Annotated in this window: 9 protein-coding genes and 1 pseudogene; 8 read left to right on the top strand and 2 right to left on the bottom strand. The window is 56.2% G+C overall.

Annotation, left to right across the window (positions count from 1 at the left end; genetic code table 11):
* Positions 1 to 3,035: 3,035 nt before the first annotated feature.
* Positions 3,036 to 3,740, bottom strand: a complete 705-nt coding sequence (locus HV796_RS36805) for a response regulator transcription factor (protein WP_175232778.1) — start codon at positions 3,738 to 3,740, stop codon at positions 3,036 to 3,038.
* Between the two features lie 382 nt (positions 3,741 to 4,122).
* Here HV796_RS36805 and HV796_RS36800 point away from each other — a divergent pair, with 382 nt between their 5' ends.
* The 6 genes from HV796_RS36800 to HV796_RS36775 all read left to right on the top strand — a co-directional run bounded on the left by HV796_RS36800 (position 4,123) and on the right by HV796_RS36775 (position 11,283).
* Complete coding sequence (locus tag HV796_RS36800) at positions 4,123 to 5,514, top strand: FecR family protein (protein WP_175232777.1); 1,392 nt, start codon at positions 4,123 to 4,125, stop codon at positions 5,512 to 5,514.
* Between the two features lie 3 nt (positions 5,515 to 5,517).
* The gene (locus tag HV796_RS36795; protein WP_175232776.1) at positions 5,518 to 7,968 is read left to right on the top strand and encodes a CHASE2 domain-containing protein; all 2,451 of its coding nucleotides are present in this window, start codon (positions 5,518 to 5,520) and stop codon (positions 7,966 to 7,968) included.
* Between the two features lie 7 nt (positions 7,969 to 7,975).
* Entirely contained in the window at positions 7,976 to 8,518 is a 543-nt protein-coding gene (locus HV796_RS36790; protein ID WP_175232775.1) for a hypothetical protein, read from the top strand.
* Between the two features lie 244 nt (positions 8,519 to 8,762).
* Positions 8,763 to 9,248, top strand: a complete 486-nt coding sequence (locus tag HV796_RS36785) for a DUF4232 domain-containing protein (protein ID WP_175232774.1) — start codon at positions 8,763 to 8,765, stop codon at positions 9,246 to 9,248.
* Positions 9,249 to 9,298: 50 nt separating this feature from the next.
* On the top strand, positions 9,299 to 9,664 hold the full coding sequence (locus HV796_RS36780; RefSeq protein ID WP_175232773.1) for a YcgJ family protein: 366 nt from the start codon (positions 9,299 to 9,301) through the stop codon (positions 9,662 to 9,664).
* 560 nt (positions 9,665 to 10,224) lie between these two features.
* Positions 10,225 to 11,283 (top strand): alpha/beta hydrolase, encoded by a 1,059-nt coding sequence (locus tag HV796_RS36775; RefSeq protein WP_175232772.1) that lies wholly within the window; start codon positions 10,225 to 10,227, stop codon positions 11,281 to 11,283.
* A 491-nt stretch (positions 11,284 to 11,774) separates the two neighbouring features.
* Here HV796_RS36775 and HV796_RS36770 read toward each other — a convergent pair whose 3' ends face one another.
* Positions 11,775 to 12,410 (bottom strand): recombinase family protein, encoded by a 636-nt coding sequence (locus tag HV796_RS36770; RefSeq protein WP_175232771.1) that lies wholly within the window; start codon positions 12,408 to 12,410, stop codon positions 11,775 to 11,777.
* A 1,536-nt stretch (positions 12,411 to 13,946) separates the two neighbouring features.
* On the opposite strand from HV796_RS36770, the pseudogene HV796_RS46080 reads away from it, so the two are divergent.
* A pseudogene (locus HV796_RS46080) lies at positions 13,947 to 14,492 on the top strand (ESPR domain-containing protein); the annotation flags it as partial.
* A 27-nt stretch (positions 14,493 to 14,519) separates the two neighbouring features.
* A partial coding sequence (locus HV796_RS36765) for a YadA family autotransporter adhesin (RefSeq protein ID WP_425497108.1) occupies positions 14,520 to 16,136 on the top strand: 1,617 nt, incomplete at its 3' end.

Below are 16,136 nucleotides of genomic sequence, written 5' to 3'. Positions count from 1 at the left end.
TCGAGCTTGAAGCTGGCGTCAAATTGTCGGCGCTTTCTTGTCATCTACTGTTTCCTCGTCGATTCAGGATTGTCCTCCTATCGACCTGTCCGAGGAAATTAGACCATCACACACCACGTTCAAACCTTGCTGTGTTAGGTTGCTGAAGCCATGCTCGTTCAGAAATTGACTCGGGAACGCAGAGTCTGCTCTTCCTTGAAGTAGCGCCGGCCGAGCGCTCGCTAGTGCAAAAGTTAGTGCTCGATGGCAAGGCCGAGCGGCGTCGGAGTGTGATTCATGATGCGCTCCGCAATACAATGGTCGTGGTTGCTAGCCGAAGGGAGGCCCACGTCTCTCGACGCCTCCAATTGCACCCGTAAGATAAACGCATGTGCACGATGACCCAACAGGTCGCCAATTGTCTTGGCCAACGCCCTATTTAACAGTCTCATGGCTGAGGCGTACGGCAGGCTCTAGGCTGAACTCCCTGTAAGGCCAATCCGCTCGCGAGCATGCGGTCTTATAGATTTCGTTTATCGCGGTAGGACACAATGCAGTTGCGGGCCTACACGATCGAAGAAACAGATCTGTTCGACCGCGGTCAACCGGCCTGCGGAGGTTCAAATAATGAGGCCCCCTACGTCAACGCCGACAATGACATCGGTGGCGTCGTGTTGTCGGGTTTCTTGCAAGTACCTCATGCCATCACTGGGAAGCGCCCGTGGTAGGCGCAAATTGCAAACCCATTGTTGGTCAACTCCGGAAACGACAAAGCCATGGATTAAGCAAAGGTACGATGGTGCGTCGCCAAAATTCGCGACGCACCACATGCCTTCGGGAGTGTTGCTGTCGAATCCCCATCGCCGCGATCAAGCCACGGTTTAACAGAGGCCGTGCGCACGGTGGCTTGATCGATTCGAACAGCTATAAATTAGAGTCCCTGCCCGTACGGTGCTAACTCGGAGAGATACTGGTATCGCTGCTCAAGGTCGTTGAAACTGTAATATTCATTATAGTTATCACCGCCGTTGGCTTCACCCAGTTTATTTAGGCCATCGGAATCCTCAAGCATGTATCTGGCCGCGTATATAGGTGCATCCTGCCACGCATTTCCAGTTAGCTGGCCATTGGCATAGCTTTGCAATTGTTGGATGCTAAAACCTGCATCGCTTCCGATTTCGCTTCGGTTAGCTAGGAGTTGGCCGACAGCCCACCGCTCGTCGGCGGGACTAGGCGCATAATCTCTACCGGGATACGCTGGCCCTAGTTGACTGGAAGGAGACGCGTAGGGCGAACCAGGTTGAGCGCCACTGCCAATGGGAGGCCAGGTGTCTTGGCCATAAGGCGAATAATAAGGTTGAGCGCCGCTGCCAATGGGAGGCCAGGTGCCCTGGCCGTAAGGCGAACCAGGTTGAGCACCGCTGCCAATGGGAGGCCAGGTGCCCTGGCCATAGGGCGAGCCAGGTTGAGCACCGCTGCCAATGGGAGGCCAGGTGCTCTGGCCATAGGGCGAGCCAGGTTGAGCACCGCTGCCAATGGGAGGCCAGGTGCCCTGGCCGCAAGGCGAACCAGGTTGAGCACCGCTGCCAATGGGAGGCCAGGTGCTCTGGCCATAGGGCGAACCGGGTTGAGCGCCGCTGCCAATGGGAGGCCAGGTGCCCTGGCCGTAAGGCGAGCCAGGTTGAGCGCCACTGCCAATAGGGGGCCAGGTGCTCTGGCCATAGGGCGAGTCAGGTTGAGCGCCACTGCCAATAGGGGGCCAAGTGCTCTGGCCATAGGGCGAGTTAGGTTGAGCGCCGCTGCCAATGGGAGGCCAAGTGCCCTGGCCATAGGGCGAATAATAAGGTTGAGCGCCGCTGCCAATGGGAGGCCAGGTGCTCTGGCCATAGGGTGAACCGGGTTGAGCACCGCTGCCAATGGGAGGCCAGGTGCTCTGGCCATAGGGCGAACCGGGTTGAGCACCGCTGCCAATGGGAGGCCAGGTGCCCTGGCCGTAAGGCGAACCAGGTTGAGCGCCGCTGCCGATTGGCGGGTAGGGCGATGAACTGTCCCACCCTGGTTGGTAAAATTGGGAACTTCCTCCGAGCTGGCGTAGGGCAAGGTTCATCAGGTTAAGCGCAGTCTCCATTTCTGGAATCACCCCTCCTGAGGAAGGCGCAAGCGATGACTGAAGATTCGCGGGGGTGGAAAGCGGGTAGTTAAAGCTGGTGATATCCATAAGGCGGTGCCTCCTGCAAAACGAAAAAATTAATCACGAAATTGAATTGCATTCCAGTGTGGAAAAATCGCGTTTAAGTCGTTAATCATCCCCCATGAAGCAGGGTTTGACACCCGGAACTCCGGGCGATCATCGGATAAGAGAGTCTTGTGAAGAACAACCATGCAGCTATCTCTTCCGAGCGCATCGTCACTGGCCACATTGCTCGGTTTTGACCCGGCCTGTTCACTCAACGAAACTCTAACTCCCCTGTGCGTCCGAAACGCATTGCCAGCCGTTCAGGCAATGCTTCATGGTCAAGACTCAGATCCACAACTTTCGAGCTTTCCCTATGGGCTATTATCTGGATCCTTGGCCGCGTGCGTGCCGCCGACAACTTTAACCGAAACAGTGCGCCGTGAACGTTCTTTCAAGGCATCATCGGCTTTTGACTACCGCTTCACGCTTCATGCTCTTTTGTACCGAGACATTCCATATAACTCGGTAAGACGTCCGTTAATATAGCAACTGAGGCCGCTCTGATTGTCAAAGATGTTTAACGCACCCCTTTCATGGAAATTTATGAAATCTCCGTTGATCGTTAGTAATTTGTAATTAAATAGAGGAGCTGTGATTCAGTTGGTGTGTGGAGGGCTACGCCGCCTTCGATGTGGGCCCCTCCGGGAAGGTGTATCCCCCTTGAGGCTGGGACGTCGGCCGCAGAGCGCGCGCTACGCGCGGGGCCAAATCTCAAGCCAATTTCTCGGCAAAGACCCACCAAAACGAACGCCTTGTACGACCCCGCATAAGGCCAATTGAATGTTATCAAACGGCCGGCGCAGACCAATCGGTAACTGTCTCAGGACGCCTCGCTCACCAGCTCAAGGCGGTAACCGTGACCGTACACCGGGAGCAGTCGAATGCCGTTTTCGGGTCGCAATTGAAGCTTTGCCCGGACCTTGGACATATGCGTGTCTATTGTGCGTGAGATACCCCCCGGAGGTTGTCCCCAAACTGTTCCGCCAATCTGTTCGCGTGAAAGGATGCGCCCCAGATACTGGAACATAAGCAAGGTCAGATCGAATTCCCTAGGAGTGAGTTCGATGGGAACGTCATGAAGCATGCAGCTTCGTTTCTCGGGGTCGATACGGTATGGGCCAACTTCTATCAGTTGCGGCTGCATATTTTGACTTTGGTGCGACCGGACCCGTCGAGCGAGCGCATCCACTCGGGCGAGTAATTCGGCCTTCCGAAGCGGTTTGACGAGATAATCGTCCGCGCCTGCGTTGAGTGCTGACACAATGTCCGTCTCAAGGGACCGGTAAGTCGCAAAGATGATAGGGATGGGCTCATTCAAATGAGTTCGCGCCCAGACCATGACCTCATGCCCTGTGACGCCTGGGACTTGCCAGTCAAGCAACAGCATGTCGAAATGCTCTCGCCGCAAACGGCGGATCAGACGACTACCGTCACTGAAGGCACAGCAGTCGTACCCGTGCGCCTTCAACATATTGCTAGTAAGCTCCTGCTGAGCCGGATCATCCTCGAGATAGGCAATTCTCATTCGCTTCCTTTTCCGCCGCGAACTGTAAGCATTCCAATCGGGTGTGTGCCCGCTGCCTGATAGCCGACGTGCACAATGGGCGCCGCTTAGCCCTAGGGCATGTGTAGTCTCGCATGACTTGCCGCCTAATACCATTTCGGAATAATGGTTCTCTTTTTTATGATTTTGATGTGGCTGGTCACGCAAAGACGACGGGCAATATTCCGTGGAAATTAAATCAGTAATGCTGATTTTACTAAGTTATTTAAAATAATAGAAAAAGCGTTCTGCGGCATTTTATTTTATTATGGAAATTGTAATTAAGTTTACGGTAAATTAATTTTAATTTTTCTAAACAGACAGACGTAGAATTATCTTACGGGTGTCTCGCCGGGGAACCCTCGTGACCAAGTTTCGCGCGCTCGGGCTGTCATGTCTCCTTGGAATTGTGTTGAAGCCCTGTTTTGGCGGCACTGTGCCTATGGCCGGCCCAGACGCGTCAGTTCATCAAGAGCGACCCGGACAGCCAATAAGCCAGATCGCTTCGGATATAGAAGTTTATCTTGTAAATGCTAACGACAATCTTTATACAATTGCAAGTCGATACCTTAACGATCCCGACGACTGGCGTGAGTTGCAGCGCATTAATGGAATCAGTGATCTGTTTCACCTCCAGCCGCGTACGCGGCTTCGCATACCCAAGACGTTGCTCAAGCATAGACCGCTCTCAGCCAAGGTGATCTCGGTTATCGGTTCTATTGAATTCGCGATGCCGAACAGGGCTTTTGTTCCGGTTCAGGAAGGAACATCCCTGAGCGAAGGCGACAGGGTTCGTGTGGGGCAGGATTCGTATTTATCCCTCTTACTACCGAACGGTTCCCATGTCACATTGCCGTCGAATAGCACGATACTGATCCGGAAACTGGATGCGACAGTGCTAACGTCGGCAATAGATCAACAGTTTGAACTGGAACGGGGTGAGATCGATACGGACGTCGTGCCGTTAAAGTCCCCTCGGGATGTCTTTAGAATTACTACCCCCTCAGCAGTAGCCGGGGTGCGTGGTACGGCATTCAGGGTTGTCTGGAACCCTGATCAGCGTTCGACTGCGGTAGAGGTAACGAGGGGGCGAGTTGATGTGCGGCATGCGGCCCCTGCTTTAAAGGGCGTGGTACAGACCGTGAATGCAGGGTACGGCAATCTAACATCTGTTGGGCAGGCTGCCGGAACGCCCATCAAATTGCTTGATGCTCCCCAACTGTCCCATCCTGGCAAAGTGCAAACCGCAGCCAGCGTTTCATTTGAGGTCGTACCTGTCGAGGGAGCAACTGCCTACCGTGCGCAGATTACACGGGACGCAGCCGGACTTGACATCATACGCGACCGGACGAGCAATTCTGCACATATTGATATGGGCGAATTGCCGGATGGAAACTATTTCGTGCGACTTGCTGCAATCGATTTGCATCATTTGCAGGGAATGCAGTCGGTCTACGCCGTTATAAGGAGGGTGAATTCGATTTCGTTGAGTTCGAGTGCCCTTGAGAAGAACAGATATGAGTTCCGTTGGCTCTCGGGGCAGTCTGACGATTCACAACGGTACCGCTTTATCCTTGGATTAGGGCCGGATTTTAATGCGCCGTTGCTCGATATTATGGATCTTGGTGATAATGGGCTCGTTATTTCTGGGCTACCTACGGGGCGCTATTATTGGAAAGTGGTGTCCGAAAAATTTGATAACAAAGAATATCATTCAATAACGAGTCCAGTTGAATCCTTTACGATCGGATACTAGTTCATGCGCGGCACGAAGGGGAGGCGGTCGTGGCACCTCTACAAACTTGGCGTCAGGTGGCGCTCGATAGTCGAATGGTTCGTCCTAGGCGGCGTCGCTATCGGGATTCTGCTCGCTTTTGTGCTCGGAGATATGACGGAGCGGCTGGATTGGACTGTATATGACGTTGTGCTTGAGCAGTTGGTGGATCAGCCTCGAAACGACATGATAGTCGTCAACATTGACGACAGAAGTCTACGGGAGTTGGGGCAATGGCCTTGGCCGCGCTCGCTTCACGCAAGGTTGCTTGAGACGCTCGCGCAAGCGTCCCCACGCGCAGTTTTATACGACGTTCTATTCACCGAGCCGACTGACGAAGATGAGGTGTTGGCACACGCCGTCCGGCTCACGCCGACGTATTTGCCAGTGCTGATGACTCATGGCGCGGGTGAGCACACGGATCTGCCCGAAGCTATCATGCCGGTTCCTGCGCTCAGAACGGCTGCAGCTGGACTTGGTTTCGTCAACGTCGATGCGGATCGGGACGGCATTCTGCGGGGAATGCAGCTTGTTGTGCAGGCGCGAGAGCGAAAATGGCCGCAATTTGTTGTGCCTGTCTATATGCGGTTGCGCAATCAATCCGCACCGGCGGATCGCGGTTGCGAATTTGAGCCACCGAACCACCGTGGGCAGCCAATCACATCCCATGGGGCGCAATGTCCGACGCACATACTGATACCGTTTAACCGCGCGTTCTACCGTATTCCCGAAGTTTCCTTTTCCGCAGTACTTCGCGGCGAAGTACCTCCCGAGTTTTTTCGGAACCGTATTGTATTCATCGGCGCGACAGCGCCCGGGCTAAGCGATCATTTTGCTACTCCCAATGCTGAGAGTAATGGTGTAACGCCGGGCATCTTCATTCATGTCAGTGTATTGACGACGCTGCTAAATCAGAACGAGATACGCCCTGCAAGCAAAGTGGAAATCATCCTCCTGTCGATGATTCCTCTGTGTTCGCTGCTCGCCGCCATGCTGATATCGACACCCGCTCGAGCCTTCGCGTGCCTGGTCGTCCTGCTAGCAATTACCGGTTTTGCGAGTCAGTACCTTCTTAGGTTCGAGAGGATGTGGATCAGTCCGGTTCCCGCCATTGCCGTTCTGCTTCTCACCTACTTTCTGTGGAGCTGGCGCCGGCTGGCGCTGGCAATGTCCTGGCTTGTTGAAGAGTTGGAACAGCTAACTCGTGAGCCACATATTTTTCCCGACCTCAATCGTGGACCCGAACCCAGAGGGGATGTGCTTGCGCGTTATATGAGTTCCATTCGATATGTGACAAAACGTCAACGTGAAATGCGCCGGTTTATCTGGAATACCTTGAATAGTCTACCCCACCCGGTACTCGTTTCCAATCGCAGTACGCATATATTGTTCCTGAATACGGCGGCACGTTCCTATCTGTCCAGGACCAGACGGGCTGTCCCGGACATCCACACTCAACTGGCGACTGTGCTCGGATCCCTAACGTTTGTGAGAACAGTTGACGGAAAAGACATTGCACCTTCCGTCAAATGGCCAGAAGTGCTCGACTCGCAAACGGAGACTGATTCGACCATCATGACGCGGGGTGTCGAAGTCAAGGATTCAGATGGACATCACCATCTTTTACGGTATGTGTTTTCCGAAGGCATTGAAGGCTCGCCTGACACATGGATCGCAACGCTCGTCGATATCACCCAGACGCTGTCGGCACAGCGTCAACGGGACGAGCTACTGAGCTTTCTGTCCCACGACATGCGTTCGCCACTGGGTTCAATTCTTGTGTTGCTCGCGGAATCGAGAGGAACCGAAGGGGCCACTATGGATGAATCAACTCTCCAGCAGATTGAACGCCATGCGAATCGTACACTTGATCTCGCCGATAACTTTGTCAGGCTTGCGCACGCCGAATCTCAAACATACTCGTTTCAGACACTCGATCTTGCGGAAATAGCCCTCGATGCTTGCGACGAGGTATGGGCCCTTGCGCGGGAAAAACAGATAAAGGTCGAGTGTCTCCGCGAAGACGTGGACGAGTGTTGGATCGTCGCTGATGGGACATTGATGAGGCGAGCGCTCGTCAACCTGTTGAACAACGCGATCAAATACAGCGTGTCTGGTTCGAATGTCGAGTGTCATGTTCGAGTTGCTGTCGAGGCGCCTGAGTACGTTCAATGCGTCGTACGCGATCATGGATTCGGCATTGAATCACGTCATCTTCCGTATCTTTTTGAACGCTTTCGCCGATTTCGCAGGCGGGGCCAACCGGAAACCGAGGGAGTGGGGCTCGGCTTGGCTTTCGTCAAAACAGTTATCGAGCGACACCGAGGGGCGATTGCCGTGCAAAGCACCCCGGGTAACGGGACAAGCTTTACTATCGTTTTGCCCACTGCCGCGGAGTATCTGTCTCAAACTTCCTCTCACGATGCAGGAGGGTAGTCATCCTATGTGCAGCAATAGACACAGAAGCCTTTTTCTCATACTCGTCACTGCGGCTCTCGCATTGGTTTCAGGTTGCGCAAACACGCCTGTCACCGATGTGGCAGCAGTTGGGGCCCTCCCTTCGGACAATGATGGCGGCGCGATAGGCGTCGATCGCAAAACCTTTTCGTTTGGGCAGACGTCGGTAGCGATTCCTCCCGAAGTGTTGACAGGTATAACGCGGGGTTTGGTCGAACGAGGGTGGCGATCAACATCTCCACAAACGGCTCGTTACCGGGTTGATGTGGCATATGCCACCCGGCCGTCCAATGTGGAAGTGATTGGCCGGTGTGATGGCATGAAGTTATGCGATGCCGACTCGCTGGGCAGCCAGAAGGAGGGTTCGCGTGCGGTGAGGCATCGTTTTGTGCACACGTTGGCGATCCGGTTTGTCGATGTAAAAAAGCGCGAGTGGGCTTACAAGGTGATCTGCAAAACTTACGATGACGACCCTGATCCTGACAAGGCTGGTGCTCTTGTTGTGAACAAGGCGTTGGGTGCGTTTTAGTCGTCGCCTGGGGGCGTCTACGGAAGCGAAACCGGGAACATTGCCGAAGCGCCCGTGTTGATAGGGTCGTGCGCCGGAAGTGGTTCGTGCGGATGTCGTGTCCGTGATTCTACTCTGCGTGCGAATTGCTTTCGGCAACAGAATCGTTGTCTCTGTAGGGACCGTATTTATCTTTGCTAAGGAGTTGATAATGACGTTTGCTGGGCGATGGAAAGGAGCACCGATCGCAACAGGATTGATAGGCATGTCATTGCTGATACCGCTGCCTGCTGCCGCGGGCCAATCCCCCCCGTTATGTCAGGCCGATCAACTGACGTTGCGTGTTGATGACGGGCAGGGGCGTTTTGACGGGATGTCGCACTCTGGCGTGGTGCTCAAGGTTGCTCGCCGCAGACATCATCGTCGTAGCACGTGTTCACTGCAAATCCGTCCCGAGCTTGAATTTCAGGATGCGCAGTTCAATCCGCTTGCGGTGTCCGCGCGTATGCCTGAGGGGATGCACCCCGGACCGGTGCTGATCCCAGTTGCGCTGCCTGCCCATGCTTCGGCGACCAGTGAAGTAACCTGGGTGTCAGGGGATGTGTTTGACAACGGGATTTGCGTCACACCGACGTTTGTCTTGCTTCGCTTAGGAGGGGGTAGCATTCGCGCGCCTTTCAAGGGGCGCATTTGTGGTCCACAAGAGACCGGGCCTTCCTACAGCGCGACGTTATTCACGCTTGCACCATGAATCGGCATGGTGCTTTCCATATCCTGAAGTGAGTAAAGGGATTCCCGTCCATGAATCAATTTGTGCGTTTCGCCTGTTTAACGTCTGCTTTGGTGGCAGGGTTGTCAGTCGGATCTGTCGGTGCAGAGCGGGTAGCTCGCCTTCGCTCATTCGCGCCCGGCGTTCTTTGCGATCGTTACTTTTGCGCGACCGACGAGGGCATTTCTCTCGACTTAACGAAAAGATATCTTGGCAAGAGGGCAGCGACGAAGCTGTTTTCGCAAGGTGAGTTCGACGTGACTGAATTTACGTTCGCCAATGGCATTTTCTGCGACGTAAAGGAACGTCTTTGCCGTGAAAATCGCTATTATGGAGAGAACGGAAAGCACAACGGCGCCGTATCAGAAAGGTACACCGAGCTGCTTTTTGGGAACTGACAACGTCGGTCTGCGTTTTCACAAGCGTTGGAATTGGACCATGGTTATGCCTGTGCATGCGGATTGTTGGCGTTAGGCAATCGGTTGCTCGAGGATGTCTCGCCGTGTCCAGTCGTTCTTGCGTACAACGGGCGCGCTTACAGGAGCGGCGGTGTATTGGGTGCATGGTATCGCAGTTGTCCTTGGTGCCGATATGGCGCATTTGCAGCGCGGGGTGCAGGTCAACATTCTATGGCAGTGCCTTCCTTCTCGATGATTTAGCCTAGGATAGGTCGCTGCGAGATGCCAGACGGTGTGGGCGGGTTTCTCGCGCGCGAACAGCGTGATAGTCGGAGCGGGGACGAAGTCAAATCACGACTCATCGCAAAGATATCGTTGAAAGACACTGCGGAAAAGGAAAGACCGTGTCATGAAGAAGTTGCATCTGCACCGCTCATGGAGCGTCGGTTGCCACGGTAGAGAGCCCGGATTTAGCGCACAACGAATAGGCGTTTGGTATAGCGGTTTGGCGCGGCAGGCTCAGATGCAACCGAATAGTCTTTACCGGTAACGGGGTATTTATGAAACCGGATTTACATGCAAAGTTCCGTCTGGTTTGCAACGCGGTCCTGATTCTGACCGCAATAACCACAGTGATGGCCGTACTTGCATACGCCGCGTTCAGGTTAAGCCCTTGGCCTTCGGTGCTGCTCATTCGTTATGCTTTCCACGAGGGCGCTTTGAAGGCGATTGCCTCGATCGCGCCATACGTCCCCAAAGACGTGTCGACACATTGGAACATTCGTTACGGCAGCGAGAAAGACGCCCGTCTCGACGTCTTTGCGCCGGCGCATGCGCCGGCGTCACTGCCCGCAGTGGTATGGGTTCATGGAGGTGGCTTCGTCGCCGGCTCGAGGTCGGACCTTTCCGACTACCTCAAGGTACTGGCTGCGCGTGGCTTCGTGGTTGTAGCCATCGACTACACTTTGGCACCTGCCGTCCGGTTTCCCGAGCCTGTGAGGCAGACTAATGCCGCGCTGACGTACGTCGTCGCTAACGCGAAGCGCTTCGGCATCGACACCGCGCGCCTCTTTCTGGCCGGTGATTCGGCGGGTGCTCAAATCGCGGCGCAATCCGCGCTGATCATTTCCGATCCCGTTTATGCGCGGCGCATGTCGATCAAGCCGGGAGTCTCTCGTCGCGCATTGCGTGGTCTCGTGTTGTTTTGCGGAGGTCCTTATGATCCGTCGATCATGCGCTTGGAAGGTCCTTTCGCCGATTTTATGCGCACGGTGTTGTGGTCATACCTGGGCACGCGAGACGCAGATGCTCTGAGCGTGCAACGATTGGCTGTGGTGCCTTACATTACTTCCATGTATCCGCCGACGTTCATATCAGTGGGCAACGGGGATCCGCTCGCTGCGCAGTCTGTCGCACTGGCCGACGCCTTGAGTCTCAGAAACGTGGTCGTTGACGCATTATTCTTTCCCGAACATTACCGCCCATCGTTGGGCCATGAATATCAACTGATGCTTTCCACGCAGGAGGCACGCATGGCACTCGACCGCTATGTTTCGTTCCTCCAACGTCAAGCGGGACGAAGGGATAGCGCGGGAGTCGTTTTAACACTACGCAGGTGACTTCACGGGGCCGCGTCAGCAGCATCGTCAGGCGTAGTGTTATCTCGCGTTACAAATTAAAACATTATTAAATACTTTTCTCCTTTGCGTTTCGCGATTGGTGATGCGCCGTCGCCTGCGTCAACTGTAAGACTTGGACCGAAGGAATCGGGCCTGGCACTAAGCCTAGCCCGGGGCGCGACGCGATCACAAACGTTTGCGTGCGACGATTGGCTTGCTCGTCGGCCCCGGCGATTGGCTTGTGCCACCGGGTCTGTCGTCGGACACGGCTGCAAGGGGCAACGCCGTCCCGAATGCCAGTCGCGCAAAGTCACAAGAACACGCTGCGCAAGAGCCACGCACCCTGCCGCAAACCTTTGCCGCAGGGTGCGCGCGTTCCTGCAGGCTCAGAGTCGACGTGACCAGGTCGACCGGCAGTCCGGCTCGCTAAGCCTCGGATTGGTGTCACGGTTATTCACTGTAACCGCTCAGCGCAATCTTCGACAACGCTGTTACGAATTGCGGCGCCGGGTTCCTTTGGTTGGCGCTTCGCAAACCGATCGCTTGAGCGGTGCTGGGTCCGGCGACGGGCTGGCTGAGCTATGCGCAAGAAGCATTCGTTTTACCGTACGGGGGTGAACGCTAAAGCGCCTTGCGACTTCCGTAAGAGGCAGCGTTCTAGCCAACTGCACGGCCTGTTTGCTTTGGGTTGGTGAGAGCGCGCGTTTTCGCCCAAGCTGTGCGCCTTGTGCGCGGGCGGCGGCCAGGCCCGCGCGAGTGCGCTCGCTGATGACGCTGCGCTCGAATTCGGCGAGCGCGGCCATCATATGGAAGACGAGTACACCACCAGGCGACTGGGTATTAATTGACTCCATGACGCAAATGAAATCGACCTCGCGTCGCGCGAGATAGTTGATCAGATCGACCAGTCGTGTGAGAGAGCGGCCAAGGCGGTCGAGCCGCCAAACAACAAGTGCGTCGCCCGGGCGCAAATGCTCAAGTGCCGCATCCAGTCCCGGACGACAGAAGTCTGCTCCCGAGACCCCCTGATCGGTAAAGATTCGCTCGCAGCCAGCAACCTGTAGTGCGTCAGTCTGCATCCGCAGATTCTGTTCTTCCGTCGAGACGCGCGCGTAGCCGATTCGCATGCCAGCGGGAGTGGTTTGATTTGAGTCTGTGCGCTGCGACGACCGGACGCGTCGTATGGCTGGGGAATAAGGTGCGCGGGTCATGTGGCAAGGGTGGCGCCGGTGGTTAACGGGCTGATTTGTGGGGTATCGATAACCGATAAACGTCATCCTTTCAAGCATCCTTTGTGGGCGAGGAAACAACTGTGAAAACGTGGGGAAAAACAACAACTGCGGGCGCAGATTGTACTGGACAAAATCGATCGTTTTTGTCTGTGGCGATAATCGTAGTCCGGCACCCTAACAAAACAATCACTTACAACCCTCAGACATACTTTGATACAAATGATCATTTTTGTCCCGGCAAGAGGGAGCCCGCCCAACACGAGTTAGAACGGCAGGCACGAAACAAATATTCCAAGTTCTTTTCAGCTGCGGTCAGTGCAAACCGCCTCGCTCGCGTTGGGTTCGAGCTGCGCGGAAGGTGTGACACGAAGCCAGAATGTCTGGAGCAAAACTATGAAGCTGACCAGGCGTAATCCGCAGCACAGGGGTATCCCCATGCAAGGCCGACAATCTGGTGCCGTCAGCCCTTTCCATTCAGTCATTGCGATGATCTCGGCGCGGCCGTGAAGGCCAGTGTGCGCGAGGGTTGCGCGAGAATTCCAATTGCACCAGGTTCGAAACACAATGCCGCGGCAGCGCGGGGGGACGGGATGAATAGTGTAGGTACTACGGTGCTACCGGGACGGTACGCAGTGTGGCTGGGTGTCGTGGCGACGCGGTGGGCGTGCAGCGCCATAGCGCGTACATACCGGCGGCTTGCAGTGCTGCAGTGGTGGTGGCGGACGCAAGAATATGAGATACCGGCGCAACAAGGCGAAGAGCACGCGCAATGGCGGCGGCGGTTGAGTCGGCGCAGGCTTGAGCGAGACCTTACCGATGAGGTGATGCGCATGTATGCGATAGGTCTGGCGCGAGGACTTTGTGGACGGGATGCAGAGGCAGGCCGCCTGCTGGCTGGGCACTTGCAGAGAGGGCGGATAGGGACGGTTCCGGCATCCGCCCATCTGAGGTTACTGCTGACGTTGCTCGCACTCGTGAGCCGCTGGCTTGGCTGGCTGCTGTTGGTTCGCGATCTCGAGTCGGGACGTATGGGGCGTTCCTAGCAGGATGCGTTATGAACGTCCAGATTGATTTTAAATAATTCAGTAATGCGAATTGATTAATCGATTTGCAAATACTTGGTCAATGGTGTGGAATCAAGTAGTAAGTCGAGGACAGGAACTCTGCTGTAGCGGTTTCATTTGACAGTATTACGTGCTCGAATTTCACAAGTGACTGAGCTCAACCGTTGGGTCTACAAGGCGACAATGTCATCGAATAGTTGCGGCGCCTTTGCTGCAATCGTGGGCGCTGGGTGCTAGTGGTAGGTCAGGGATAACGGAGTTCTGCGGGAAAAAATAAAAGAGTCGCCAAGGAAAAGCGTGGCTGCTGGAGTATGCGATACGGTTAGTAGTGCATATCGAATACGTCGAACGAAGGCAGCATTTAGGGATGGCACGCGAAAAAACGCGTGCTGTACGCAGGCAACGGAAGAGGAACGCAATGAACAGAGCCTATCGGGTGGTATGGAACGAAGGATCGGGATGCTGGACAGCGGTGCCGGAACTGGCGCATGCCCCGCATCGGGGGGGCGCCGCAGGCGGCTCGGTATCAGTCAGGCCGATCGGAATCGCGGTGCTGGCGCTGCTGGGGGCACTGCAGACGCCCGCTGCGCAAGCCCAATACTCAGCGGGAGGGGGTGTCACTTGCGATCCGGCCAATCCTGATATTGCAATTGGCGGTAACCCGGTTCTCAATCCTGTCCCGACGCAGGCATGTGGCGGCGGAGCGGTGGCGATCGGGGCGTATTTGACCCGAGCTATATCGGACGGAGTGGCAATTGGCTCCGAAGCTGTTGCCGACAGCGGCCAAGGTGGTATCGGTGGGATCAACGATCTAGCTGCAGTTGCTGTGGGAGCAGCAGCAACGGGTAGCGCTGCCAGTACTGTCGCATTAGGCGTAAAGGCTACCGCTAGTACTGCCAACAGCGTGGCGCTGGGCGGAACCGCATCGACAGGTGCGGTAGTGGGCACGTCCAGCACCACCATTAACGGCACGACTTACCAGTTTGCGGGTGCCAACCCGATCGGCACGGTAAGCGTCGGGCGTCCCGGCTCGGAGCGCACGATGACGAACGTAGCAGCGGGGATACTCAGCGGCACGAGTACCGACGCAGTCAACGGCTCGCAGCTCTACGCCACCAATACCGCGATCAACAACATAAATGCAACCGCCGTCCATTACGTGAGCGTCAATGACGGTAACAACCAGCAGACCAACTTCAACAACGATGGCGCGACCGCCGCGAATTCCATTGCAATCGGCCCATCGGCATCCACGGCCGGTATCGGGGCGGTGGCGGTTGGCCAGGCCGCGGCCGTGACCGGCGTGAATTCGGTGGCGGTTGGCCTGGGTGCGGCCTCCACTGTCGACAATTCGGTCGCGCTAGGTGCGAAATCGCTCGTTACGGTTGGTCCCAACCAGGTCACCAATGCCACGATCGGGTCCACGACATACGGCCCATTCTCGGGCACTGCCACGGGCGTGGTGAGCGTAGGGTCGCCGGGCAATGAGCGGCAAATCACCAACGTGGCGCCGGGTGTGGTATCGAGCACGAGCACGGACGCGATCAATGGCAGCGAGCTGTACTCGGTGGCGAGCGTGCTGGATGCGACCCGGACGCACTACGTGAGCATTAACGACGGCGGCACGCACGCGGCCAACTACAACAACGACGGTGCGGTTGGTGCCAACACGATCGCCATCGGCCCGGGGGCATCCTCCGGCACTGCTGACGGGAAGGATACGGGTTCGGTCGCGATCGGGTCGAACGCCTCGACGGGCGTGGGCTCAGCGGGCGGGGGCGGCGAAGTGGCGTTGGGGACCAGTGCCAATGCTAGTAATGCTGGTGCAACAGCGCTCGGTTTCGAGTCATCGGCATCGGGCAATGTGTCGCTTGCCGTTGGGCCGGCGGCGACTGCAAGTGCCGACAACTCAATTGCCATCGGCGGGCTCGCAACCGCGAGCGTGGCCAACTCCGTGGCGCTGGGTGCGAATTCACTGGCTGACACGGCAGCCACTCAGGTGACGACTGCGACGGTCGGGACCACGACCTACGGCGGCTTCGCTGGCACTGCTACGGGAGTCGTGAGCGTTGGTGCAGCGGGTAAGGAACGGCAGATCACGAACGTGGCGCCTGGACAGGTCACGTCCTCGAGTACGGATGCGATTAACGGCAGCGAGCTGTACGCGGTGGCGAGCGTGGTGGATCAGACCCGAACGCACTACGTGAGTATCAACGATGGCGGCACGCATCAGGGGAACTACGACAACAATGGCGCAACGGCCGCGAACTCGATTGCCATCGGACCGGGCGCGACAGCGACCGTGACAAATTCGGTGGCGCTGGGGGCGAACGCGCAGGCTATTACTCCCGCCATGCAGGTGAACAGTGCCACGATCGGGACGACCACGTATGGTGGATTCGCAGGCAGCGCTACAGGCGTCGTGAGCGTCGGTGCTCCGGGTGCCGAGCGGCAGATCACGAACGTGGCGCCTGGACAGGTCACGTCCTCGAGTACGGATGCGATCAACGGCAGCGAGCTGTACTCGGTGGCCAGTGAGGTTGAGCGGTCGAAGACG

The organism is Paraburkholderia humisilvae (genome assembly GCF_902859855.1).
GTDB classification, from domain to species: domain Bacteria; phylum Pseudomonadota; class Gammaproteobacteria; order Burkholderiales; family Burkholderiaceae; genus Paraburkholderia; species Paraburkholderia humisilvae.
This window is presented reverse-complemented; position numbering and strand designations above follow the sequence as displayed.